This is a genomic window from Streptomyces sp. NPDC002076 (assembly GCF_053593835.1).
This window is the reverse complement of the sequence record NZ_JBSFDI010000007.1, coordinates 122,673-146,997: the sequence shown is the minus strand read 5'-3', so window position 1 is coordinate 146,997 and position 24,325 is coordinate 122,673. Positions and strand designations below refer to the sequence as shown.

Annotated in this window: 19 protein-coding genes and 2 pseudogenes; 17 read left to right on the top strand and 4 right to left on the bottom strand. The window is 68.6% G+C overall.

Annotated features, from left to right (window positions below; all coding sequences use genetic code 11):
- The first annotated feature begins 179 nt into the window (after positions 1–179).
- The 3 genes from ACWCQS_RS17240 (at position 180) to ACWCQS_RS17230 (ending at position 4,705) form a co-directional block, all read left to right on the top strand.
- Complete coding sequence (locus ACWCQS_RS17240) at positions 180–2,225, top strand: M4 family metallopeptidase (protein WP_451005185.1); 2,046 nt, start codon at positions 180–182, stop codon at positions 2,223–2,225.
- 237 nt (positions 2,226–2,462) lie between these two features.
- Positions 2,463–4,112, top strand: coding sequence for a M4 family metallopeptidase (locus ACWCQS_RS17235; protein WP_451005184.1), 1,650 nt, complete (start codon positions 2,463–2,465; stop codon positions 4,110–4,112).
- A gap of 71 nt (positions 4,113–4,183) precedes the next feature.
- Positions 4,184–4,705: a DUF1990 domain-containing protein gene (locus ACWCQS_RS17230; RefSeq protein ID WP_451005183.1), complete on the top strand. Its 522-nt coding sequence runs from the start codon at positions 4,184–4,186 to the stop codon at positions 4,703–4,705.
- 5 nt (positions 4,706–4,710) lie between these two features.
- On the opposite strand, the gene ACWCQS_RS17225 is transcribed toward ACWCQS_RS17230, so the two are convergent.
- Positions 4,711–5,073 (bottom strand): hypothetical protein, encoded by a 363-nt coding sequence (locus tag ACWCQS_RS17225; RefSeq protein ID WP_451005182.1) that lies wholly within the window; start codon positions 5,071–5,073, stop codon positions 4,711–4,713.
- 177 nt (positions 5,074–5,250) lie between these two features.
- Between ACWCQS_RS17225 and ACWCQS_RS17220 the strand changes: the two genes are divergently transcribed.
- The 8 genes and pseudogenes from ACWCQS_RS17220 to ACWCQS_RS17185 all read left to right on the top strand — a co-directional run bounded on the left by ACWCQS_RS17220 (position 5,251) and on the right by ACWCQS_RS17185 (position 10,959).
- Complete coding sequence (locus ACWCQS_RS17220) at positions 5,251–5,709, top strand: hypothetical protein (protein WP_451005181.1); 459 nt, start codon at positions 5,251–5,253, stop codon at positions 5,707–5,709.
- A 2-nt stretch (positions 5,710–5,711) separates the two neighbouring features.
- Positions 5,712–6,968 (top strand): amidase domain-containing protein, encoded by a 1,257-nt coding sequence (locus ACWCQS_RS17215; protein WP_451005180.1) that lies wholly within the window; start codon positions 5,712–5,714, stop codon positions 6,966–6,968.
- Complete coding sequence (locus tag ACWCQS_RS17210) at positions 6,968–7,396, top strand: hypothetical protein (RefSeq protein ID WP_451005179.1); 429 nt, start codon at positions 6,968–6,970, stop codon at positions 7,394–7,396. The genes ACWCQS_RS17215 and ACWCQS_RS17210 overlap by 1 nt, the downstream gene beginning before the upstream one ends.
- Before the next feature lie 78 nt (positions 7,397–7,474).
- On the top strand, positions 7,475–8,044 hold the full coding sequence (locus tag ACWCQS_RS17205; protein WP_451005178.1) for a hypothetical protein: 570 nt from the start codon (positions 7,475–7,477) through the stop codon (positions 8,042–8,044).
- Positions 8,041–8,379: a hypothetical protein gene (locus tag ACWCQS_RS17200; protein WP_451005177.1), complete on the top strand. Its 339-nt coding sequence runs from the start codon at positions 8,041–8,043 to the stop codon at positions 8,377–8,379. The genes ACWCQS_RS17205 and ACWCQS_RS17200 overlap by 4 nt, the downstream gene beginning before the upstream one ends.
- A pseudogene (locus ACWCQS_RS17195) lies at positions 8,343–10,067 on the top strand (RHS repeat-associated core domain-containing protein); the annotation flags it as partial. The gene ACWCQS_RS17200 and the pseudogene ACWCQS_RS17195, both read left to right, overlap by 37 nt.
- 269 nt (positions 10,068–10,336) lie before the next feature.
- A complete protein-coding gene (locus tag ACWCQS_RS17190) occupies positions 10,337–10,492 on the top strand; it encodes a hypothetical protein (RefSeq protein ID WP_451005176.1) in 156 nt (51 codons plus the stop codon).
- Between the two features lie 137 nt (positions 10,493–10,629).
- Positions 10,630–10,959, top strand: coding sequence for a hypothetical protein (locus ACWCQS_RS17185; protein WP_451005175.1), 330 nt, complete (start codon positions 10,630–10,632; stop codon positions 10,957–10,959).
- A gap of 118 nt (positions 10,960–11,077) precedes the next feature.
- Here ACWCQS_RS17185 and ACWCQS_RS17180 read toward each other — a convergent pair whose 3' ends face one another.
- Positions 11,078–11,974, bottom strand: coding sequence for a hypothetical protein (locus tag ACWCQS_RS17180; RefSeq protein ID WP_451005174.1), 897 nt, complete (start codon positions 11,972–11,974; stop codon positions 11,078–11,080).
- A 32-nt stretch (positions 11,975–12,006) separates the two neighbouring features.
- Positions 12,007–12,416 (bottom strand): annotated as a pseudogene (locus ACWCQS_RS17175) (ATP-binding protein).
- Positions 12,417–12,597: 181 nt separating this feature from the next.
- On the opposite strand from ACWCQS_RS17175, the gene ACWCQS_RS17170 reads away from it, so the two are divergent.
- Both ACWCQS_RS17170 and ACWCQS_RS17165 read left to right on the top strand, forming a co-directional pair.
- Positions 12,598–13,434: a helix-turn-helix domain-containing protein gene (locus tag ACWCQS_RS17170; RefSeq protein ID WP_451005173.1), complete on the top strand. Its 837-nt coding sequence runs from the start codon at positions 12,598–12,600 to the stop codon at positions 13,432–13,434.
- An 8-nt stretch (positions 13,435–13,442) separates the two neighbouring features.
- A complete protein-coding gene (locus ACWCQS_RS17165) occupies positions 13,443–13,631 on the top strand; it encodes a DUF397 domain-containing protein (RefSeq protein ID WP_451005172.1) in 189 nt (62 codons plus the stop codon).
- 19 nt (positions 13,632–13,650) lie between these two features.
- Here the strand turns inward: ACWCQS_RS17165 and ACWCQS_RS17160 are convergent, their stop codons facing one another.
- On the bottom strand, positions 13,651–16,269 hold the full coding sequence (locus ACWCQS_RS17160; RefSeq protein ID WP_451005171.1) for a glycosyltransferase family 1 protein: 2,619 nt from the start codon (positions 16,267–16,269) through the stop codon (positions 13,651–13,653).
- A gap of 344 nt (positions 16,270–16,613) precedes the next feature.
- Between ACWCQS_RS17160 and ACWCQS_RS17155 the strand changes: the two genes are divergently transcribed.
- The 4 genes from ACWCQS_RS17155 to glgB all read left to right on the top strand — a co-directional run bounded on the left by ACWCQS_RS17155 (position 16,614) and on the right by glgB (position 24,307).
- Entirely contained in the window at positions 16,614–18,869 is a 2,256-nt protein-coding gene (locus ACWCQS_RS17155) for a maltotransferase domain-containing protein (RefSeq protein WP_451005170.1), read from the top strand.
- Positions 18,866–20,566 carry a maltose alpha-D-glucosyltransferase gene (gene treS / locus ACWCQS_RS17150; protein ID WP_451005169.1) on the top strand — a complete coding sequence of 567 codons (1,701 nt, stop codon included), beginning with the start codon at positions 18,866–18,868 and terminating at the stop codon, positions 20,564–20,566. The genes ACWCQS_RS17155 and treS overlap by 4 nt, the downstream gene beginning before the upstream one ends.
- A gap of 86 nt (positions 20,567–20,652) precedes the next feature.
- On the top strand, positions 20,653–22,023 hold the full coding sequence (locus ACWCQS_RS17145; protein WP_451005168.1) for a maltokinase N-terminal cap-like domain-containing protein: 1,371 nt from the start codon (positions 20,653–20,655) through the stop codon (positions 22,021–22,023).
- Positions 22,024–22,102: 79 nt separating this feature from the next.
- A complete protein-coding gene (gene glgB / locus ACWCQS_RS17140) occupies positions 22,103–24,307 on the top strand; it encodes a 1,4-alpha-glucan branching enzyme (protein ID WP_451005345.1) in 2,205 nt (734 codons plus the stop codon).
- The last annotated feature ends 18 nt before the right edge of the window (positions 24,308–24,325 follow it).

Below are 24,325 nucleotides of genomic sequence, written 5' to 3'. Positions count from 1 at the left end.
AATACTGATCCCCTGTCACTCTTCCCAGGCCGACTCACAGCAACCCCACAGTCACACCTGCTCGCGTGAGCCGGCCTGCACCTGGTTCCGCGTACCGCCCTGTTCTGCCCGGACGACCCCAACCCACCGTCCGGTCTCCCCTGGCCGCGCGACCCGCGGCCACGCAGAAGGAGTCAGTGTTGAGAAGCAGTTCCTCTCGCAGACGCACCCCCCACACCCCGCGTCGTACCGCCACCGTCGCCCTCGCGGGCGTCGCCGCACTGATCGCCGCCGCTGTCCAGACCGGCGCGGCCAGTGCCGCACCGGCCAAGCCGCGGCCCGGCAAGGTGAATCCGGCCCATGTCGCGGTGAAGCTCACACCCTCGCAGCGCGCCGAGCTGATACGCCACGCCGACGCCACCACGGCCGCCACCGCCCGGACTCTCGGCCTCGGCGCCAAGGAGAAGCTGGTCGTCAAGGACGTCATCAAGGACGCGGACGGCACCCTGCACACCCGCTACGAGCGCACCTACGCGGGCCTTCCGGTGCTCGGCGGCGACCTGGTCGTGGACAGCAACAAGACCGGCAAGACCATGGAGGTCATCAGGGCCACCGGCGCCACCCTGAAGGTCGCCGGCCTCACCCCGGCCGTGTCACAGGCCGCGGCGGAGAGGCAGGCCGTACAGCGGGCCAAGGCCCGGGGAGGGACGAAGTCCGCCCCGGACAGCGTCCGCAAGGTGATCTGGGCGGCGACCGGCAAGCCCGTCCTCGCCTACGAGACGGTCGTCGGCGGCCTCCAGGACGACGGCACCCCGAACCAGCTGCACGTCATCACCGACGCCGCCACCGGCAAGAAGCTCTACGAGCACCAGGGCATCGAGACCGGCGTCGGCAACACCCGGTACAGCGGGCAGGTGCAGCTGACGACGACCCAGTCGGGCTCGACGTACACGCTGACCGACGGGGCGCGGGGCGGACACAAGACGTACAACCTGAACCACGGCACCTCGGGCACCGGCACCCTGTTCTCGCAGAGCAACGACACCTGGGGCAACGGCACCACCTCCAACGCGGCCACCGCGGGCGCGGACGCCCACTACGGCGCCCAGGAGACCTGGGACTTCTACAAGAACACCTTCGGCCGCAGCGGCATCCGCAACGACGGCGTCGGCGCCTACTCCCGCGTCCACTACGGCAACTCGTACGTCAACGCCTTCTGGGACGACGGCTGCTTCTGCATGACCTACGGCGACGGCTCGAACAACGCCGACCCGCTGACCTCGCTCGACGTCGCAGGGCACGAGATGAGCCACGGCGTCACCGCGAACACGGCGGGCCTGGACTACAGCGGTGAGTCCGGCGGCCTGAACGAGGCCACCAGCGACATCATGGGCACGGGCGTGGAGTTCTACGCCAACAACAGCTCCGACCCCGGTGACTACCTCATCGGCGAGAAGATCAACATCAACGGCGACGGCACCCCGCTGCGCTACATGGACAAGCCCAGCAAGGACGGAAGCTCGGCGGACAGCTGGTACTCCGGCGTCGGCGACCTGGACGTCCACTACTCGTCCGGCGTCGCGAACCATTTCTTCTACCTCCTGTCCGAGGGCAGCGGCGCCAAGGTGATCAACGGCGTCAGCTACGACTCGCCGACGGCGGACGGGCTTCCGGTCACCGGCATCGGCCGGGACAAGGCGCTGCAGATCTGGTACCGGGCGCTCACCACCAAGTTCACCTCCACCACCGACTACGCGGCCGCCCGCACCGGCACCCTCGCGGCGGCCGGTGAGCTGTACGGCACCTCCGGCACCGAGTACAAGGCGGTGCAGGACGCCTGGGCGGCCGTGGCCGTCGGTTCCCGCTCCGACGGGGGCGGCGGAGGCGGTGGCGGCGGTACGACGTACGAGAGCAACACCTCCGTCGCCATCCCGGACAACGGGCCCGCCGTCACCTCGGACATCACGGTCTCCGGCAGGAGCGGGAACGCGCCGAGCAACCTCCAGGTGTCCGTCGACATCACGCACACCTGGCGGGGTGACCTGGTGATCGACCTCGTCGGCCCGTCGGGCACCGCCTACCGCCTGAAGGACTTCAGTTCCTCGGACTCGGCGGACAACGTGAAGCAGACCTACACGGTCAACGCCTCCGCCGAACCGGCCAACGGAACCTGGAAGCTGCGGGTGCAGGATCAGGCCGCCTACGACACCGGAACGATCAACGGCTGGAAGCTGACATTCCCGTAAACCGGTCGCCAAATGCCCGGGAACTGGGCGTCGTTCGAGGGTCCAGCACCCTCGGACGGCGCCGGTTAACACACCTGAAACGTTTCCCGGACAGCCGCTTTCCGGCCAACATCACTTCAGGGACCTGACATGTACGCGCCCCTGATGTCACCCTCTCTTCACCCGCCGCAGAGCTTCACCCCACCTCACCGGCCAGTAACCCCACGCTGACCGGACTCCCCACGAGAAGGAGCTTGCGTGACCCCCCGCTACACGCGTCACAAGCGCGCCACTCTGGCCGTTGCCACCGCCGTCGCCGCCGGAGCCCTGCTCTCCACCGGTCTGACCCCCACCGCGACCGCCGCCGGCAAGGGCAGCGCGACGCTCGCCGCCGCGCCCGCCGCCCTGTCGGACTCGGCCCGTATCTCCCTGATACAGAAGGCGCAGGCCGACGCGGCCCAGACTGCGCAGCAGATAGGCCTCGGCGCCAAGGAGAAGCTGATCGTCAAGGACGTCGTCAAGGACGTCGACGGCACGGTCCACACCCGCTACGAGCGCACCTACGCGGGCCTGCCGGTGCTCGGCGGCGACCTGGTCGTCCACACCGCCAAGTCCGGCAGAACCGAGGGCGTCACCAAGGCGACCAAGGCGGCCATCAAGGTGGCCTCGCTCAAGCCGCAGATCACCGCCGCCAAGGCCGAGCAGCAGGCGGTGTCCGCCGCCAGGACCCTCGGCTCCGCCAAGTCCTCCGCGGACGGCGCCCGCAAGGTGATCTGGGCCGGCTCCGGCAAGCCCGTCCTCGCCTACGAGACGGTCGTCGGCGGCCTCCAGGACGACGGCACCCCGAACCAGCTGCACGTCATCACCGACGCCGCGACCGGCAAGAAGCTCTTCGAGTACCAGGGCATCGAGAACGCGACCGGCACCGGCAAGACGCTGTACTCCGGCACGGTCAGCCTCACCACGACCCAGTCGGGCTCGTCGTACAACCTGACCGACGCCTCCCGCGGCGGTCACAAGACCTACAACCTGGCCCGCAAGACCTCGGGCAAGGGCACCCTGGTCGCCAACTCGACGAACGTCTTCGGCACCGGCACGGCCTCCAGCTCCTCCAGCGACCAGACGGCCGCCGCGGACGCCGCCTACGGCGCGCAGGAGACCTGGGACTTCTACAAGAGCACCTTCGGCCGCAGCGGCATCAAGAACGACGGCGTCGGCGCCTACAGCCGCGTCCACTACGGCAGCAACTACGTCAACGCCTTCTGGGACGACAGCTGCTTCTGCATGACCTACGGCGACGGCGACAGCAACACCCACCCGCTGACCTCGCTCGACGTGGCCGGCCACGAGATGAGCCACGGCGTCACCGCGAACACGGCGGGCCTGGACTACAGCGGTGAGTCCGGCGGCCTGAACGAGGCCACCAGCGACATCATGGGCACGGGCGTGGAGTTCTACGCCAACAACGCCTCGGACCCCGGTGACTACCTCATCGGCGAGAAGATCAACATCAACGGCGACGGCACCCCGCTGCGCTACATGGACAAGCCCAGCAAGGACGGCGGCAGCGCGGACTACTGGTCCTCGTCGGTCGGCAACCTGGACGTCCACTACTCGTCCGGCGTCGCGAACCACTTCTTCTACCTCCTCTCGGAGGGCAGCGGTTCGAAGACGATCAACGGAGTGACGTACAACTCCCCGACGTCCAACGGCTCCACGGTCACCGGCATCGGCCGCGCCAAGGCGCTGCAGATCTGGTACAAGGCGCTGACCACGTACTTCACGTCGACGACGAACTACAAGGCGGCCCGCACCGGCACGCTGAGCGCGGCATCGGCCCTCTACGGCTCCGGCAGCACCGAGTACAAGGCGGTGGCCGCGGCCTGGTCGGCGGTCAACGTCAACTGACGCGCACGTGGTCGAGGACGGGCGGCACCCGGGGGAAGGACCCTCCGGGCGCCGCCCTACCCTTGTGACCCATGTCCTCGGCGCCCTTCACGTACGAGCCGGTCGGCGCGACCCGCGACGATCTCACCTACTGCCCGCCCGGCTTCCACCCCCTGCACGTCCGCACCCGCCTCGGCGAGGGCCAGAAGCTCTTCCACCGGGCCGCCGAGGCGGTCCTCACCTGGGAGATGCACCGAGCCCTGGGCGTCGGCATCGACGCCACCGCCGACCGCGCGGCCCCTGACGTAGCCGTCACGGTCACCCTGGCCGGGCTCATCAAGGCCCCTTGCCGCGTCATCTGGACGACCGAGGAACCCCGCCGGGCCGGCTGGGCCTACGGCACCCTGGAGGGCCACCCCGAATGCGGCGAGGAGGCCTTCGTGGTCGACCGCACGGGAGACGGCACGGTCTGGCTGACGGTGGCCGCCTTCAGCAAACCGGTCAAGTGGTACGCAAGGGCGGCCGGCCCGGCGACCCGGGGCCTGCAGCACGCGTACGCCCGCCGCTGCGGCGCGGTGCTGCGCAGGCTGTGCGAGGGGTTGTCCGAGGACTGACCGCCTCAGTCCGCCAACCGCGCGAGGATGCCCTGGACTCCGTGGGCCACGACCTCGCGGAGGGCCGCCGTCATGGCGGGCACCCCGGACTCGGGCACGACGACGAGATCCGGACACGCGAAGAAGACGCCACCGCCTTCCTCGCCGGTTTCCTTCCAGCGCCGGAGCACCCTGCCGATCGCGCCGAGCGTCAGCAGCGTGGCCGACCACCGGCTGCCGTCGGGCAACCGCACCCACGCGTCGGTGTTGTCGACGGTTTCCGCCTCCTCACCGGCGCCGAGCAGGAAGTAGGCACTGAAGCCGGGCTCGCGCACGACATGGTAGATCTTCTCCAGCTCAGTCTCAGCGAGCTCTGGCGAGTCGTCCACGAACCAATTGAAGCCCAGCCGCGCGGCGAAGTGGGTGTGTCGGTTGAGCGGGCCGAGGCGCACCCGCACCCAAAAACTTCACACGCCACCCAGGCGCCCTCCCCACTCGTTGACGTGTTCACTACCCCCGGCTGCTAGATTCGCCGGGATCGGCACACACGGGGGAGGCACACGCCCATGGCATGGGACGAGTGGGAACAGCTGAAGGCCGAGGCCGCTGAGCGGCGCCAGAACGGGGAGGGCGCGACCGGCCCCGCATCGGCGCACATGCGGCTGAACCACGTGGCCGACGCGGGCGCGGGCGGCGGGGGCCGCCCGGACATCGACATCAAGACGCAGGGCGTACACGGCGCGGCCGCCGACACGGAGACCCTGTCACGCCAGGCGATGCAGCGCCTGAGCCACTCCCTCGACACGAGCGACGAGGTGTACGGGGCCCACTACGGCTACGGCTGGCTGAGCCCTGTCCAGCTCAAGGTGTGCGCACTGGACTGGGAAGACCACATGGTGTCGCTCGCCAAGCAGCTCGGCGACCTCAGCGCCAAGCTGAAGGACTCCGCCCAGGGCTACGACAGAGCTGACGCCGAGGCCGAGGCCCGGCTGCACGCGGCCGTCCAGGATCTGGGGAAGGCCTGAGCGTGGTCTCGTACGAAGGCATCAACAACGCCCTCCCCAAGAAGTGGCAGACGGCCGCGGCGGAGTGGGAGTCGCTGTCCACGTACGCGCTCGGCGCGGCGAAGGACCTGCGCAACCTCGGGGTCAAGCCGCTGGCCGACAACTGGACCGACGAGGTCGGACAGGCCGCCGCCGGCAAGTTCGAGAGTTTGGCCAACCAACTCGAGGCGGCTTCCGACATCCTGCTCTCCGTCAAGATGGTCGTCGAGGGCGTGACCACGGCCATCGAGACCGCCCAGAGCACCCTGCGCGAGGCGACCGAGCTCGCCGACCGGTACGGACTGACGATCAGCACCGACGGCACGGTCACGGGCCCGCCCGTCCACAACCGTATGGAGGCCGAGGATCTCGGGCCCTACCGGACCCAGGTGCTGGATCTCATCAACCAGGCCGTGGAGCAGGTGACCACCGCCGACAAGCTGGCCGCGGCGGAATTCGCCAAGCTCGCCGAGCAGACCAACCTGGCCGACCCGGACAAGGCGCTCAAGCTGCAGAACGACGCCTCGCACGTCGAGATGCAGATGCTGGCCGCCGACGTCCCGGTCGGACAGGATCCGACGACCGTGCGCGAGTGGTGGGACGGCCTGACGGCCCAGCAGCGCAAGGACATGATGCTGGCCGAGCCGGTTCTCATCGCCAACCTCGACGGCATACCCCCCGACGTCCAGCAGGACCTGCGCGGCAACGGCAAGTATGACCGCGTCAAGCTGGTCCAGTACGCCCTGGACAACTGGGACAAGAGCGACCCCACCGACTTCGGCAACAACTGCACCAACTTCGTCTCCAACGCCCTGCATGCGGCGGGGATGAAGGAGAAGACGTCGATCTGGGGAACCAGCGACGACGACAGCTGGATGATCGGCAACCCGACCGGCATCGACCGGATAGACAGGTCACTCGCCTACTCCAACACCTGGTCCGCCGCCGAGAACCAGAAGGACTTCATGCTCCGGCACGGCGGTGAGGAGATCCCGCGCTCCGAGGTGAAGCCGGGTGACATCCTCTACTTCGAGCAGTCCGGCCCCAACGACTCGATCGAGAAGGGCAACACGCATCACGCGGCGATCGTCACAGCCGTGATGCCCGATGGTGAGATCAAGTACACCCAGCACACCGACTCCTACCAGAACGTGAGTCTGGATGGACGTCTCCCCGCCACCGAGAAGCACGAAGGCGCCCAGAACGTCCGCATCGTTCGCCCCAACCCGGACTGGTACTGATGACACCTCCTCCTACGCCCGCCACCACCGACCAGGCCACCGCCTCCTCCCCGGCCCGGCGCCGCACCGACCTGCTCGTGCCCGTCCTGACGATCGTGTCGTTCGGGCTGCTGGCCGCCCACTTCTCCTTCTCCTCCGACACGTTCCAGCACTGCGAGTACCTGGGCCCCTCCACGCGGATGTACATCACGGCATGGGCCGGTCCACTGTGTTCTGTTACCGCGGTGGCGCTGTACGCAGGGCTGCTGCGCAGTGCGCACAGCCCTGGTCTGGTGCCGGGCCGAGGCGGACGTGCGTGGCTCGTGACGATCTCCGCGACCCTCGCACTGTTCCTGCTGTTCGTGCAGCTCCTGGCGCTCTACTGGGTGTACGCACCGGACCCGGCAGGCGGGTACGGCTGCTCAGGGCTGCATCTGCTCGCGCCGTAGAGCGCGTAGGGATCGGAATTCAGCCGACCTGTTCGCCGGTGCCCCGTTCCGCGTTGCGATCCGCAATGTGCCGGTGTGATGATCCCAGGCATGTTCGAACGCGGGGGCGATAGCGGCTCGTCGGCGAGAAGACGCAGGTCACGCCTGTACGACTATGTGGTCGTGCCCCGCACTGACCAGCGGGACACGACCGAAGCGAAGGCGTCCGAGGACGCGGGTTTGCCTGAGCGCGCAGCAACGCTCACCGTCGCCTCAGATGCTGTCGAGCGCAGGCGCCGTGAGTTCGCCATGTTGCTGGGCGAGTTCCGTCGTACGGCCGTACTCGTTCCGCTGGACGCGGACAACGACGGCCTGCTGACGGCCGACTTCGGTGGCGTGCGCTGGATCTACGCCTTCTCCGACGAGCGTGCCCTGGCCCGATTCGCACTCGCATGCGGCGAGGCGGCGCGGGAGTGGGCTTACCAACGATGGTTCGGGGCACGGCTGCTGGATGCCGCTGTGCCGGCGGTGGGTGTGCCGTGCGGGGTCGCCCTGGATGTGGGCAGCGAGGGCGAAGAGGTGCTGTTCCCACCGGTGGTGGGGATCGTGCCGGATGCGGCGGCCGTTGACCGGGCCGTGGAGGAGACGAACGGGGGAACACCGCGATGAGCGGGGACAAGGGCGGCGGCAAGGACATCGAGGCCGCCGGGCTGAACCTGATCGCGCAGGGCATCACCCAGACGCTGGCCGAGTTGAAGGACCTGGGCCTCGTCGGCATGGCGGGAGCGGGCCGGGGTTTCTCGAACCTGGAACTCTCCGGGATGGAGCTGGGCCACGAGGACCTGACGTCGAAGTTCACGTCGTTCTGCGAGCGCTGGGAGTGGGGCGTGCGCGGCCTGGTGGCGGAGGGCAACGCCTTCGCGGCGGAGGTGGGGTTGTCCGCGGGCACGCTCTATGAGACGGACCAGTGGCTCAGGCCACGGGCCCGGACGGCACGACCCTGACCCTGCTGCGCGACCGCTACGGACGCCTGCACTCGGAGACCGTCAACGACCGCACGGTGACGTACACGTACGACGCCCTGGGCCGCCGCACGGGCCGCACAACCCCGGCAGGCGCCGTCACCAGCTGGACGTACGACGCGGCGGGCCGCCGCACGGGCATGGTGGCGTCGGGCCGTTCGATCGACTTCACCTACGACGAGGCAGGCCGAGAACTGACCCGCCGGATCGGCGGAGCGGTCACGCTGGAGCACACCTTCGACGCGATGGGCCGTCTGACTGTGCAGTCGGTGACGGGCGCGGAGGGCCGCACGGTCCAGCACCGGGCGTACGCCTACCGCGCCGACGGCAACGTCATCGGCATCGCCGACCACTTGTCCGGCTCCCGCCGCTTCGACCTGGACGCGACGGGCCGGGTAACGGCGGTCCACGCGGCGAACTGGACGGAGAGCTACGCCTACGACGAGGCAGGCAACCTGACCCAGGCAACCTGGCCGACGACCCACCCGGGCGCAGAGGCCACGGGCCCCCGCACCTACGCAGGCACCCGCATCACCCGAGCAGGCAACGTCCGCTACGAACACGACGCCCTGGGCCGCATCACCCTCCGCCAGAAAACCCGCCTGTCGAGGAAGGCGGACACCTGGCGCTACGAGTGGGACGCCGAGGACCGCCTGGCCTCCGTGGTGACCCCCGACGGCACCCGCTGGCGTTACACCTACGGCCCCCTCGGCCGCCGGACGGCCAAGCTCCGCCTGGCGGAGGACGGCGAATCGGTTGTAGAACGCGTCGACTTCACCTGGGACGGCACCACCCTCTGCGAACAGACCACAACCTCGGGAGATCTCCCCAACCCGGTCACCCTGACCTGGGACCACCGAGGCCTCCGCCCCCTCGCCCAAACCGAACGCATCACAGCAGCCGAAGCCCCCCAGGACGAAATCGACTCCCGCTTCTTCGCCATCGTCACCGACCTGGTAGGCACCCCGAACGAACTCATAGACGAACAGGGCGACGTCGCCTAGCGCACCCGAAGCACCCTGTGGGGGACAACAGCGTGGGCAGCCGAGAGCACCACCTACACACCCCTACGCTTCCCGGGCCAGTATTACGACCCAGAAACCGGCCTCCACTACAACTACTTCCGCCACTACGACCCTGAAACGGCCAGATACCTCACCGCCGATCCTCTTGGGCTGACCCCGGCACCCAACCCCGCCAGCTATGTACAGAACCCTTACACGTGGACGGATCCACTTGGGCTGGCCCCCTGCAAAGCACCGAGCGATAACTCAAACCCCTCCCTTCTCGAGGGAAAGGGCCTGGAGGACAAACCGCGCCGGTGGACCGCAGACCTGAGCCATGTGACAGGTAGGACCGCTGAAGCTCGTAATCGCGCCATCGACGCAATCATCAAGGAGGAGTTTCCCAACCTGCGGCTCACCCATAAACCTCAGTACAGCCCATTCGTCGGCCACGGGGTGTCAAAATTTGGGGAGGATACACACCTAGGACGCGATTCTTTCGTCTCTCGACATGAGCTACGGGATACAATCGCACATGAAGAACTCCATCATCGCTGGTGGTCCAGAGGGATATTCGAAGACCATCACCCCAAGAATGGATCTGGCCTGTCCGATAGATTCTACGAAACAATAGAACGATACAGGAGAATGCGAGGATGGGAATGAGAGGCAATATGATCCTAGAGAGCGGGCCGTACACAGAAACGTGCGACAATTGCGGAGCGGCTGCATCTTGCACGGCAACGGAGGCCCTCATAAACGGAAGGCCTCGTTGGGATACAGAATGCACTTGCCCAAAATGCGGAGACGCATGGCATGCCGGCGGATCGGGCCCATCCCCTAGCTACGTCCGGAATGCAGTGCTTTCCGCTAATCGCGAATCGGTAATCCGTGTTTCCGGAACAGAAATTGGTGGCGCAAGACTAATCAAGACAATGCGCGAGATCGATGGGACTTCATTGCAGGAATCCAAGGAAGCGGCGGATAAGTTGCGCTCTGAAGGACGGACAGGAACGCTGGTGGAAATTAGTAGACTGGCCGACGCCCTGCGCACGGCAGGAATCGACTTCACCATCGACAAAAAGCAATGAGCCTAGCTGCTGTTGCGCTCCCGGTAAGCACGGTGCACGACATCCCCGCTAAAATGAGGATCCACGTTCTGAAAATTGATGCATACGAAGAGTATCCCCTGAACAAATAAGACGCTTTGTAGCGGAAGCTCACCGGCATGCACAACATTGACACCGCAAGGCTGCAGGTCTACTCCGTCGAGGCGAGGACTACTACGACCGCCGTATGCGTCGTTCGATGTGTGGACGGCATCGCGCGCACGGGTCAGAAATTTTCATCCAGTGCCGTTGTCGACGCAAATGCACGCCAGGACTACATGACACTTGACTGGATTCGTCACTACGAGAAACCAGTGGACTTCCTGGAACCACCACACAACGCCAAGGTTCACCTGTCAGGTAAAGGCATCGATGAACTCAAGAGAGGAGTCATCCTCGACTCCCGCCAAATCAGCGCTCCTTTCCGACTTCCTCGGGGAACGCAATAGCCGGACACAGTATGAAATGGCCCGGAGGGCCATCGGCGGAGCCGACGCGCAGCGCCCTTGACGCACCTCGCGCAGGCACGACACTCGCCGAGAAGCGAGCGGCCCAACGGCTACCTGTTCACTCCTCGGTGAACAGCTCCGTCGCGTCCGTGGCGTGTACGGCTCGCTGGGCCCAGACCTCCAGCTGATCCAGGTCTGCGCAGGCTTCGACTCGCTCACGGACGGAGTCGGGTACCGGGATGCCGCGCCATTCCAGGATGCGCAGGATCATCTCCTGGCGGTCCTCGATACGCCCCTGTTCCAGACCTTGCTCTCGACCCTCCTCCCGTACCTGCTCGGCAAGCGGGTGTCGCCAGAAGTACTGGATCGCCGTCATCAAATCCCTCCACATCTGCTTCGCCTGGGGGTCGGCCAGGCAGGAGTCGACGAACTGCACGAAGACCGCGGCATTGTCCGGGTCGATGGTCCGCAGGGCGGCGGCCAGGGATTCCAGTATGGCCGGAGCCTGCGGTCCACGCCCGTGCGTCATGGCCGAGAGCACCGCAAGGGGGACATCCTGCTCCGCCTGCCGCTCGTCCGCGATCACCGGCACATTGTCCGGACCCAGCACCAGCGGCCGCACCGTCAACGAGTCCCAGCCCGTGAAGCCGAAGCGGATCGGGCGCGAGGCCCACTGGGCGGTCCTGCTGCTCTGGGTGATGACGATCAGCACCGGCTCACAGCGGTACTTCTCGTACAAGTAGCTCAGGTAGTACGGCCAGCTGCCCCGCTTACGATCGTCCACCTTCCCCTGCGACTCCACCACCAGCAGATACGTGCCCTCGTCCGTCTCCGCCCGCAACAGCGTGTCCACCCGCCGCTCGACCGGTTCGATCTCGGTGAGATCCACATTCAGCGCCGCGATCTCCCGGGGCTCGGGAAACGGCACGCACAGCACCTTCTGTAACGCCTTCGTCAGCAGCGCCGGATCCTTCTGAAAGATCCGGTGCAACGCCTCATGCGACGAGCCGACCATCAGCTCTCCCTTCCATCGCCGTGATCAACGAGCTACGCCGCCACAAGTTCGCACCACACGAACTTCCCCCGATCCCCGAACCGAGCCGTCGGCTGCCACCCCCAGTACTGCGCGCACGCCCTGACCAGCCCGAGCCCCCGCCCGTCCTCCAGCTCCAGCTCGGCCACCTGCTCCAGCGGGCGCGGCGGGTCCGGTGGCGCGGGATCGGTGTCCCACGCCCCGATCCACACCATCCCCTCCGCCGTACGCCGCACCCTCAACGCCGCCGGCCCCTTCGTGTGCCGCACGGCGTTCGACACCAGCTCCGCCGCCAGCAGCTCCGCCGTGTCCACCAGCCCGATCAACCCGTGCAGGGTCAGGATCAGGCGCAGGGTACGGCGGCACACCGGAGGTCGTTCGGGATGTAGAGCGTGTAGTCCCAGGTGTCTTCGTTCTCGGGCATGCGTCATCAACTCCGGTCAGTGAGTGGGGATTCCGCGCGCGGTGGCATTGCCGCAGCCGCCATGGCACGACGGCGCGGTGCGCTTCCGCTGCGTGTGCGCTACGTCACCGACGGTAGGGGTAATCTGTTACCCGTGGCAAGCTGATCGCACGATCACTCCCCGAAAGAGCCGGAGCAACTCATGGTGCAGAGGCGCGAACCAACAGCACGTCAGTTGCGACTCGGGCTCGAACTGCGCAGGCTCCGTGAGGCAGCCGGGCTCACCGCCGTCCAATCGGCGGCGCTGCTCGGCATGAACAGGGTCCAGATCAGCCACATCGAGTCGGGGCTCATCGGAGTGAGCGAGGAGCGCCTGCGTCGGTTCGCGTCCCACTACGCCTGCACCGACGAGGAGTTCATCGACGCCCTGGTGGAGATGGCTACCGATCGGACGCGCGGCTGGTGGGAGGAGTACCGGGGCCTGTTGCCCACATCATTCCTCGACCTGTCCGAGCTGGAGCATCACGCCCGTTCCCTCCGCCACGTGGCCATCCTGTACGTACCGGGCCTGCTGCAGACCGAGGACTACTCTCGTGCCGTCTTCTCGTCCAGGCTGCCGGAACTGACCCGCCAGGAACTCGAGTTGCGCATCCAGCATCGCAAGGCACGGCAGGAGTTCGCCGTCCCGTACGAAGCGGTGATCCATGAGGCGGCACTTCGGATCAGAGTCGGCGACCGTGCCACCTCCAGGGCTCAGCTCGGCCGGCTCCTGGAACTCTCCGAGGCAGACCACATCACCGTTCGCGTCATCCCCTTCGACCTGGACGGCTTCGCCAGAGCCTCCAGCACGATGACGTACGTGAGTGGCCCCCTGCCGAGACTGGACACAGTGGTACGGGACGCACCTCACGGTTCTGTCTTCATCGACTCGGAAGCTCAGCTCAGTACCTATCGAACGCGCTTCCGTAAGGTGGAGGCCGTATCGCTTGAGCCCGATCAGTCGCGGGACTTCATTCGCGAGCTGACGAAGGAGCTGTGAGGTATCCCATGAACCCCCTCGACAACTGGCGGAAGTCGTCCTACTCCGGTGAGGGCGACGGCAACGAATGCGTCGAGATCGCCACCACCCCCACCCGCACATCCATCCGCGACTCCAAGGACCCGGCCGTCGGCACCCTCACCGTCCCGGCCGGATCCTTCACCCTCTTCATCGAGGCCCTGAAGAAGGCCACGTAGCGGAGACGTCGTCAGCCCCCTACCGCAACAACACCCCCGCCCCTTCCACCCCCTCCTCCGAAGGCACCGCCACCAGTCCCAGCTCGGCGGCGGAGGCCAGCAGACGGTGGCTCGGGAGGATGCGGACCGTGTAGCCATACGGACCCGTGCGATCCAGAGCCAGCGGGCCCTCGTACAGCAGGCGGCCCTCCAGATCCGGCGCACCGGCCGGCTTCAGGGGGACCACCGTCGCGTCCGTGATGTGGTCCTCCGCGTCCACCCGGCCCGACACCGCCTGGACTTCGACGTCGTCCGGAGTCAGTGAGCCGAGGGCCACCCGGACCCGCAGGCCCACCGTCGAGCCCAGTTCCGCCGTGGCGGTCGGGGCCGTCGTCTCCACGTGGTCCACGCTCACCCCGGACCAGGCCGCCCGGACCCGGGCCTTCCAGGCGGCCAGCTCGCCCGCCGTGTCCGGGGTCAGTGCGCGGTGGGCCTGCGCGGCGGGGACGTAGAGGCGGTCGACGTACTCGCGGACCATGCGGCCGGCCAGCACCTTGGGGCCGAGCAGGGTGAGGGTCTGGCGGACCATCTGGATCCAGCGGTCGGGGAGGCCGGCCCGGCCCTGCTCGTAGAAGCGCGGAGTCACCCGCTGCTCCAGCAGGTCGTAGAGCGCCGCCGCCTCGATGTCGTCGCGGCGGTCCGGGTCCGTGCCCGCGCCGTCCGCCGTCGGGATGGCCCAGCCGAAGTCCGGCTGGAACCATTCGTCCCACCAGCCGTCCAGGACCGAGAGGTTCAGGCAGCCGTTGAGTGCCGCTTTCATACCGCTCGTACCGCACGCCTCCAGGGGGCGCAGGGGGTTGTTCAGCCAGATGTCGCAGCCGGGGTAGAGCTTCTGCGCCATCGCCATGCCGTAGTCGGGGAGGAACACGATCCGGTGGCGGACCCGCGGGTCGTCCGCGAAGCGGACCAACTCCTGCACGAGGCGCTTGCCGCTGTCGTCCGCCGGGTGCGCCTTGCCCGCCACGACGATCTGGATCGGGCGGTCGGGATGCAGCAACAGCTCCATCAGGCGGTCTCGGTCCCGCAGCATCAGCGTCAGGCGTTTGTACGACGGCACCCTGCGCGCGAAGCCGATCGTCAGGACGTCCGGGTCCAGCACGCCGTCGATCCAGCCCAGCTCGGCATCGCCCGCGCCCCGTTGCCGCCAGGACGCCCGCAGCCGCTCCCGCACCTCCAGCACCAGCCGTTCGCGCAGGGTGCGACGCAGCTCCCAGATCTCCTGATCCTCGATCTCCGCCACCGAGTCCCAGCGCTCGGAGCCGCCGACGGTCAGCGCGTCCTCGGCCCGCTCGGAGCCGACCTGCCGGGAGCCGAGCCTCAGCACCTCGGGGGCGACCCAGGTCGGCGCGTGCACCCCGTTGGTCACGGAGGTGATCGGCACCTCCTCGGGGTCGAATCCCGGCCACAATCCCGCGAACATCTCCCGGCTCACCTGACCGTGCAGCAGCGACACCCCGTTGGCCCGCTGGGCCAGCCTGAGCCCCATCACGGCCATGTTGAACAGGTTCGGCTCGCCGCCGGGGTACGTCTCCATCCCCAGGGTCAGAATCCGCTGCACGTCGATGCCGGGAAGCTCGGCGTCCACCCCGAAGTGCCGGGCGACCAGCTCCCGGTCGAAGCGGTCGATGCCGGCCGGGACGGGAGTGTGGGTGGTGAAGACCGTGCCGCCGCGCACCGCCTCCAGGGCGGAGTCGAAGTCCAGGCCGGCCGCGGACAGTTCGGCGATCCGCTCCAGGCCCAGGAACCCCGCGTGCCCCTCGTTGGTGTGGAACACCTCCGGCTCCGGGTGCCCGGTGAGCCGGCAGTACGTCCGCACCGCCCGCACACCCCCTATCCCGAGCAGCATCTCCTGCAGCAGCCGGTGCTCGCTGCCGCCGCCGTAGAGCCGGTCGGTCACCCCGCGTTCGCCGAGGTCGTTCTCCTCCACGTCCGAGTCCAGGAGCAGCAGCGGCACCCTGCCCACCTGGGCCAGCCAGATCCGGGCGCGCAGCGCCTTGCCGCCGGGCAGCGCGAGCGAGACCTGGGCCAGGGCGCCGTCGGCCTCCTTCAACTGGGTCAGGGGCAGCTCGTTGGGGTCGAGCACCGGGTAGTGCTCCTGCTGCCAGCCGTCGCGGGACAGGGTCTGCCGGAAGTACCCGTGCCGGTACAGCAGCCCGACACCGATCAGGGGTACGCCGAGATCGCTGGCCGCCTTCAGATGGTCGCCTGCCAGGATGCCGAGGCCGCCGGAGTACTGGGGCAGGGCGGCCGTGATGCCGAACTCCGGGGAGAAGTAGGCGATGGCCGTGGGCATGCCGTCCGCCTGGGTCTGGTACCAGCGGTCGCCGGTCAGATAGTCGTCGAGGTCGTCGGCGACCGCGGTGAGGCGGCGCAGGAAACGCCGGTCCCCAGCCAGCTCGGTCAGCCGCGCCGGCCGTACCCGGCCCAGTATCCGCACCGGGTCACCCCCGGCTGCGGCCCACGCCTCGGGGTCCACGGACTGGAACAGATCGCGCGTTTCCGCATGCCAGGACCAGCGCAGATTGCGCGCCAGGTCGCTCAGCGGCCGCAGAGGTTCGGGGAGAACGGGACGGACGGTGAACCGACGGATCGCCTTCACACTTCCACCTCGGACGCGTTGCGGAGTGAGACGCACGGCGCTGTACGTCTCGTCGTCACCCTCGACGGTAGTGGGTTACCCGGGGGTCGGTGGGGACGCGTCCGGCGGGGGTGTCGGGGCGTGGGGTGACGGCCCGCGGGCACCCGGAAAAGAGACCCGGTGAAAGGGGCCGGTCTTGTGGGTGGACATACGCGGGAGTAGTTAACAAAGTTCCGGATTGCCCACCCGAACAGGGTGGGAAGGCTCCTCCGGTACGAACCCACAGGCGTCCCACAGCACCTCCGCAGGACCCACGTCACCACATCCATCCGCCCACACCCACGTTGACGCGGACAGGAGCGGTCATGCCCGCCACGCACCATTCGTCAGCACCTCCGACAAGCAGCAAGGCCCCGGCAGCAGCACCGGAGCAGCCCACGCAGGCCGAGCAGGCCGCGCAGGCCGAACAGACCCCGGGCGGGCAGGCCGCGCAGGCCGAGCAGACCCCGGCCGGGCAGCAGGCCAAGAAACCGGCCAAGAAGTCGGCCAGGCAGCCGGCCAGGAAAACAACGGGCAAGAAATCCGTAAAGGCCGCCACCGACGTGCCCGTCCCCGCACAGGCCCCGACCGGTCCCCCGGACACCGTCCTCGGCCGTATCCCCGTCCTCGACGTACGTCCGGTGGTCCACCACGGGCGCAGGCCGGCCAAGGCGGTGACCGGTGAGTCGTTCGAGGTGTCCGCCACCGTCTTCCGGGAGGGGCACGACGCCGTCGCGGCGAACGTGGTGCTGCGCGACCCGGCCGGCCGGCCCGGACCGTGGACGCCGATGCGCGAACTGGCCCCCGGCACCGACCGCTGGGGCGCCATCGTCACCGCGGGTGAACCGGGCCGCTGGACCTACACGGTGGAGGCCTGGGCCGACCCGGTCGCGACCTGGCAGCACCACGCCGGCATCAAGATCCCGGCGGGCATCGACACCGAACTGGTCCTGGAGGAGGGCGCGCGGCTGTACGAGCGCGCCGCCGCCGGCGTCCCGGCCGGCCAACGGCCGGTCGTGCGAAAGGTCGTGTCGGCCCTGCGGAACGAGAACCGGCCGGCCGCCTGGCGCCTCGCGGCGGCGCTGGCACCGGAGGTGAAGGACCTGCTGGCCCGTCATCCGCTGCGGGAGCTGGTCACCGCCTCCGACCCGATGCCGCTGCTGGTGGAGCGGGAGCGGGCCCTGTACGGCTCCTGGTACGAGTTCTTCCCGCGCTCGGAGGGTACGGCCGAACAGCCGCACGGCACGTTCCGTACGGCCGTGCGCCGGCTGGAGTCGATCGCGGAGATGGGCTTCGACGTCGTCTATCTGCCGCCGATCCATCCCATCGGCACGACCTTCCGCAAGGGGCCCAACAACACGCTTACCGCCGGTCCGCAGGACGTGGGCGTGCCCTGGGCGATCGGTTCGCCCGAGGGCGGGCACGACGCGGTCCACCCGGGCCTCGGCACCCTCGAGGACTTCGACTTCTTCGTCGAAAAGGCCCGCGGACTCGGTCTTGAGGTCGCTCTCGACTTCGCGCTCCAGTGCTCGCCCGACCATCCCTGGGTGCACAAGCATCCGGAGTGGTTCCATCACCGGCCGGACGGCACGATCGCCTACGCGGAGAACCCGCCGAAGAAGTACCAGGACATCTACCCGATCGCCTTCGACGCGGACATGGACGGGCTCGTCGCCGAGACCGTCCGGGTCCTGCGGCACTGGATGGGCCACGGCGTGCGCATCTTCCGCGTCGACAACCCGCACACCAAGCCGGTCGTCTTCTGGGAGCGGGTCATCGCGGAGGTCAACGCGTCCGACCCGGACGTGATCTTCCTGGCCGAGGCCTTCACCCGCCCGGCGATGATGCACACCCTCGCCCAGATCGGCTTCCAGCAGTCCTACACCTACTTCACCTGGCGCAACAGAAAGCAGGAACTCACCGAATACGCCAGCGAGTTGGCGGGTGAGGCCGCGGCCTACATGCGGCCGAACTTCTTCGCCAACACCCCGGACATCCTGCACGCCTACCTTCAGCACGGCGGCCGGCCGGCCTTCGAGGTGCGGGCCGTGCTCGCCGCGACCCTCTCCCCCGCCTGGGGCATCTACAGCGGCTACGAGCTGTGCGAGAACACCCCGCTCAGGCAGGGCAGCGAGGAGTACCTGGACTCGGAGAAGTACCAGCTCAGGCAGCGGGACTGGGAGGCTGCGGCGCGTGAGGGCCGGACCATCGCGCCGCTCATCACCAGGCTCAACACCATCCGGCGGCAGAACCCGGCCCTGCGTCAGCTGCGCGATCTGCACTTCCACCACGCCGACAAGGACGCGGTGATCGCGTACTCGAAGCGGAGCGGGTCGAACACGGTTCTGGTGGTCGCCAACCTCGACCCCCACGACACCCAGGAGGCAACGGTCTCGTTGGACATGCCGCAACTCGGCCTGGACTGGCACGAGTCCGTGCCGGTGCGCGACGAGCTCACCGGCGAGACCTACTACTGGGGCAGGGCCAACTATGTGCGCCTCGAACCGGGTCATCGGCCCGCGCATGTCTTCACCGTCCTGCGACCGTCCAACCCGCAGATCGGAGGGTCACCCACAATATGATCGTGAATGAGCCCGTCCCGGACACCTTCGAGGACACGCCCGTCAAGGACCGGGACCCGGAGTGGTTCAAACGCGCCGTCTTCTACGAGGTCCTGGTCCGCTCCTTCCAGGACAGCAACGGCGACGGCATCGGTGACCTGAAGGGTCTGACCGCCAAGCTGGACTATCTGCAGTGGCTCGGCGTGGACTGCCTGTGGCTGCCGCCGTTCTTCAAGTCACCGCTTCGGGACGGCGGTTACGACGTCTCCGACTACACCGCCGTACTGCCCGAATTCGGTGACCTCGCCGACTTCGTGGAGTTCGTGGACGCCGCCCACCAGCGCGGCATGCGCGTGATCATCGACTTCGTCATGAACCACACCAGCGACCAGCACCCGTGGTTCCAGGAGTCGAGGCGGGATCCGGACGGTCCGTACGGGGACTACTACGTCTGGGCCGACGACGACAAGCAGTTCCAGGACGCCCGGATCATCTTCGTCGACACCGAGGCCTCCAACTGGACGTACGACCCGGTACGCAAGCAGTACTACTGGCACCGCTTCTTCTCGCACCAGCCGGACCTCAACTACGAGAACCCGGCGGTGCAGGAGGAGATGATCTCCGCGCTGAAGTTCTGGCTGGATCTCGGCATCGACGGGTTCCGGCTGGACGCCGTGCCGTACCTGTACCAGCAGGAGGGCACCAACTGCGAGAACCTGCCGGCGACCCACGAGTTCCTCCGGCGGGTGCGCAAGGAGATCGACACCCAGTACCCCGACAAGGTGCTGCTGGCGGAGGCCAACCAGTGGCCGGAGGACGTCGTCGACTACTTCGGGAACTACTCCTCCGGCGGCGACGAGTGCCACATGGCGTTCCACTTCCCGGTGATGCCGCGCATCTTCATGGCCGTACGGCGGGAATCCCGTTACCCGGTCTCGGAGATCCTCGCCAAGACACCGGCCATTCCCTCGAAGTGCCAGTGGGGCATCTTCCTGCGCAACCACGACGAGCTGACCCTCGAAATGGTCACCGACGAAGAGCGCGACTACATGTGGGCCGAGTACGCGAAAGACCCGCGGATGCGCGCCAACATCGGCATCCGCCGCCGCCTCGCGCCGCTGCTCGACAACGACCGCAACCAGATCGAGCTGTTCACCGCCCTGCTGCTGTCCCTGCCCGGCTCGCCGATCCTCTACTACGGCGACGAGATCGGCATGGGTGACAACATCTGGCTCGGCGACCGCGACGCCGTGCGCACCCCGATGCAGTGGACCCCCGACCGCAACGCCGGCTTCTCGTCCTGTGACCCGGGACGCCTGTACCTGCCGACGATCATGGACCCGGTCTACGGCTACCAGGTCACCAACGTCGAGGCGTCGATGTCGTCGCCGTCGTCGCTGCTGCACTGGACCCGGCGCATGATCGAGATCCGCAAGCAGAATCCCGCCTTCGGACTGGGGTCCTACACCGAGCTGCAGTCCACCAACCCGGCGGTGCTCGCCTTCCTGCGCGAGTACGAGGACGACCTCGTGCTCTGCGTCCACAACTTCTCCCGCTTCGCACAGCCCACGGAGCTGGACCTGAGCCGGTTCGGCGGGCGGCACCCGGTCGAGCTGTTCGGCGGGGTCCGCTTCCCGGCGATCGGCGAGCTGCCGTACCTGCTCACCCTCGCGGGGCACGGCTTCTACTGGTTCCGCCTGCGGCGGGAAGCCGCGTAGTGGGCCCGGGTGGGGCGGTTTCCACCGCCCCACCCGGGGCACGCATCAGTAACACCCCGACGACCCGGGGAAAGGACGTGACGCCCATGGCGGAAACGGTCACCTCTTCCAGCACCACTCCTCTCCTCGCCTCGCTCGACCCCTTGTTGCGCGAGTGGCTGCCGAGGCAGCGCTGGTTCGCCGGCAAGGGGCGCCCGGTCACCGGGTTCACCCCCGTGGCCGTCACCGAACTGCTGCCGCCCGACGGCCGGCTGGGCCTGTACCACCTGCTGCTGCGCGTCCACCAGCCGTCGGCGCTGGGCGCCGAGCCCCACCCGGGCGACTGCTACCAGCTCCTCATAGGCGTGCGCGAGGCGCTGCCGCCCCGGCTGGCGCCCGCGCTGATCGGGCATGTGGCGGACGGGCCGCTCGCCGGACGCACGGTGTACGAGGCCCTGTACGACCCCCGGCCCGCCGAGGTGCTCCTGGAGGCCCTGCGCACCCGGGCGCGCATCGGCGGGCTGCGTTTCGAGCGGGACCCCCGCCAGGAGATCCGCGAGGGTCTCGTGGCCCGGCTGATGACCGCCGAGCAGTCCAACTCGTCGGTGGTCTACGGCGATACGTTCATCCTGAAACTGCTGCGCCGGGTGGTGCCCGGCGTCAACCCCGACCTGGAGATACCCCTGGCGCTGGCCCGCGAGGACTGCCCCCGGGTGCCCGCGCCGACGGCCTGGCTGCACGCCGAGCTGGAGGCGGATGCGTATGTGCTGGCGGTGCTCCAGCCCTTCGTCAGCGGGGCGAGCGACGGCTGGGAGCTGGCGCTGCGCGAGCTGGCCAAGGGCGAGGACTTCGTCGCCGAGGCACGGTCGCTGGGCCGGGCCACCGCCGAGGTGCACACCGCGCTCGCCCGCGCCCTGCCGACGGTCACCCTCGGCCATGTGCAGCTGCAGTCGCTGGCCGACGGGATGACCGAGCGACTGGAGGCGGCCGTCCAGGCGGTGCCCGCCCTGCGGCCGTATGAAAGCGGACTGCGCTCCGCCTACGCGGCGCTGGCCTCGCTCGCCACCGAGGGCCGCACCTGGACCGCCCAGCGGATCCACGGCGATCTGCACCTGGGCCAGTGTCTGCGCTCCCCTTCCGGGGAGTGGTCGCTGATCGACTTCGAGGGCGAGCCGGCCCGGCCGCCGGCCGAACGGCGGATGCCGCAGCCGCCGGTGCGGGACATCGCGGGGATGCTCCGCTCCTTCGACTACGCCGCCCACTCCGTGACCCCGCCCGCGCCGGACTGGGCGCGCGCGTGCCGGGCCGCCTACTGCTGTGGGTACGCGGAGGTGTCCGGCCGCGATCCGCGCACCGATCCGGTGCTGCTGCGGGCCTTCGAGACCGACAAGGCGGTCTACGAGGTCGTCTACGAGGCCCGGCACCGCCCCGACTGGCTCCCCGTACCGCTCTCGGCGATCCGTCGCCTCGCCGCGTGAACACCCAGGAGGCTCGTCCGTGACCCCGAAGGGCAAGAAGCACACCAGGACCAGGGAGAAGACGGTCCCGAGGCAGAAGGTGCCGACGCACGAGCGGCCGGCGGCCGCCGTCCCCCCCGCCGACCGGGAAAGGCTGCTGCACGGCACCCACCACGACCCGCACTCCGTCCTGGGCGCCCATCCGGTGCCCGGCGGCGTGGTCTTCCGGGCCTTCAGGCCGTACGCGCTGTCCGTCACGGTCGTGACCGGCGAGCTGCGGGCCGAGCTGCACGACGACGGCGACGGGTTCTTCTCGGGTCTGCTGCCGCTCGCGGACGTACCGGAGTACAGGCTGCTGGTGGCGTACGAGGGGAACGTCCTGGACACCGAGGACCCCTACCGTTTCCTGCCCACCCTGGGCGAGCTGGACCTGCATCTGATCGGTGAGGGCCGGCACGAGCAGTTGTGGCAGGCGCTCGGCGCGCATGTCACCACCCACCAGGGGGTCACCGGCACCCGGTTCGCGGTGTGGGCGCCCAACGCGCGGGGCGTGCGGATCGCGGGCGGCTTCAACTTCTGGGACGGGACCGGCTTCCCGATGCGCTCGCTGGGCTCCTCCGGGGTGTGGGAGCTGTTCGTGCCGGGGATCGGCGCGGGCGAGGTGTACAAGTTCGAGATCACCCGCCCGGACGGCTCGCGCACCCTGCGCGCCGATCCGCTGGCCCGTCGTACCGAGGCCCCGCCCGCGACGGCGTCGATCGTGGACGTCTCGCAGCACGAGTGGGCCGACGCGGAGTGGATGGCGCACCGGGGCGACATCCCCGTGCACGAGGTGCCCTTCTCCGTCTACGAGGTCCACCTGCCCTCGTGGCGCCCGGGCCTCACCTACCGCCAGCTCGCCGAACAACTCCCCGCCTATGTACGGGAGATGGGCTTCACGCATGTCGAGCTGATGCCGGTCGCCGAGCATCCCTTCGGCGGGTCCTGGGGCTACCAGGTCACCGGGTTCTACGCCCCGACGGCCCGGCTCGGCACCCCGGACGACTTCAGGTACCTGGTGGACCGGCTGCACCAGGCCGGCATCGGGGTGCTGATGGACTGGGTGCCGGCGCACTTCCCGCGCGACGACTGGGCGCTGGCCGAGTTCGACGGGCGGCCGCTGTACGAGCACCACGATCCGCTGCGGGCCGCGCACCCGGACTGGGGCACGCTGGAGTTCGACTTCGGCCGCAAGGAGGTGCGCAACTTCCTGGTGGCGAACGCCGTGTACTGGTGCGAGGAGTTCCACATCGACGGCCTGCGCGTGGACGCGGTCGCCTCGATGCTCTACCTGGACTACTCGCGCGAGCCGGGCCAGTGGACGCCGAACGAGCACGGCGGCCGGGAGAACCTGGACGCAGTGGCCTTTCTGCAGGAGATGAACGCCACGGTCTACCGGCGCTGCCCGGGTGTGGTGACCATCGCCGAGGAGTCGACGGCCTGGGACGGCGTCACCCGCCCCACCCACCACAAGGGCCCGAGCGGCTTCGGTGGGCTCGGCTTCGGCCTGAAGTGGAACATGGGCTGGATGCACGACTCGCTGGAGTACATGGGCCACGAGCCGGTGCACCGCAAGTACCACCACCACGAGATGACCTTCTCGATGGTGTACGCGTACAGCGAGAACTACGTCCTGCCCATCTCCCACGACGAGGTCGTGCACGGCAAGCGGTCCCTGGTGTCGAAGATGCCCGGCGACTGGTGGCAACAGCGCGCGAACCACCGTGCCTACCTGGGCTTCATGTGGGCCCACCCCGGCAAGCAACTCCTCTTCATGGGGCAGGAGTTCGCCCAGGGCGCCGAGTGGTCCGAGGCACACGGCCCCGACTGGTGGCTGCTCGACCCGTCCTACGGCGCCGAGGCCGACCACCGGGGCGTACGGGATCTCGTACGGGACCTGAACGCGCTGTACCGGGCGACCCCGGCCCTGTGGCAGCGGGACACCGACCCGGCGGGCTTCCAGTGGATCACCGGGGACGCCGCGGACGACAACGTCTTCGCCTTCCTGCGCCTGGACGCCGACGGCAACCCGCTGCTCGCGGTCTCCCACCTGTCCCCGGTGGTCCGCCACGACTACCGGCTCGGGGTCCCCGAGGACGTGCCCGCCTGGCACGAGTCGCTGAACACGGACGCCGCGCGGTACGGCGGCGGCGACGTCACCAACCCCGACATCATCAAACCGGAACCCCAGGGCTGGCACGGCCGCCCGGCGAGCATCCGGCTGACCCTGCCGCCGCTGGCCACGGTCTGGCTGCGGCCCGCCTGACCGGGCGGCGCGCGCCTT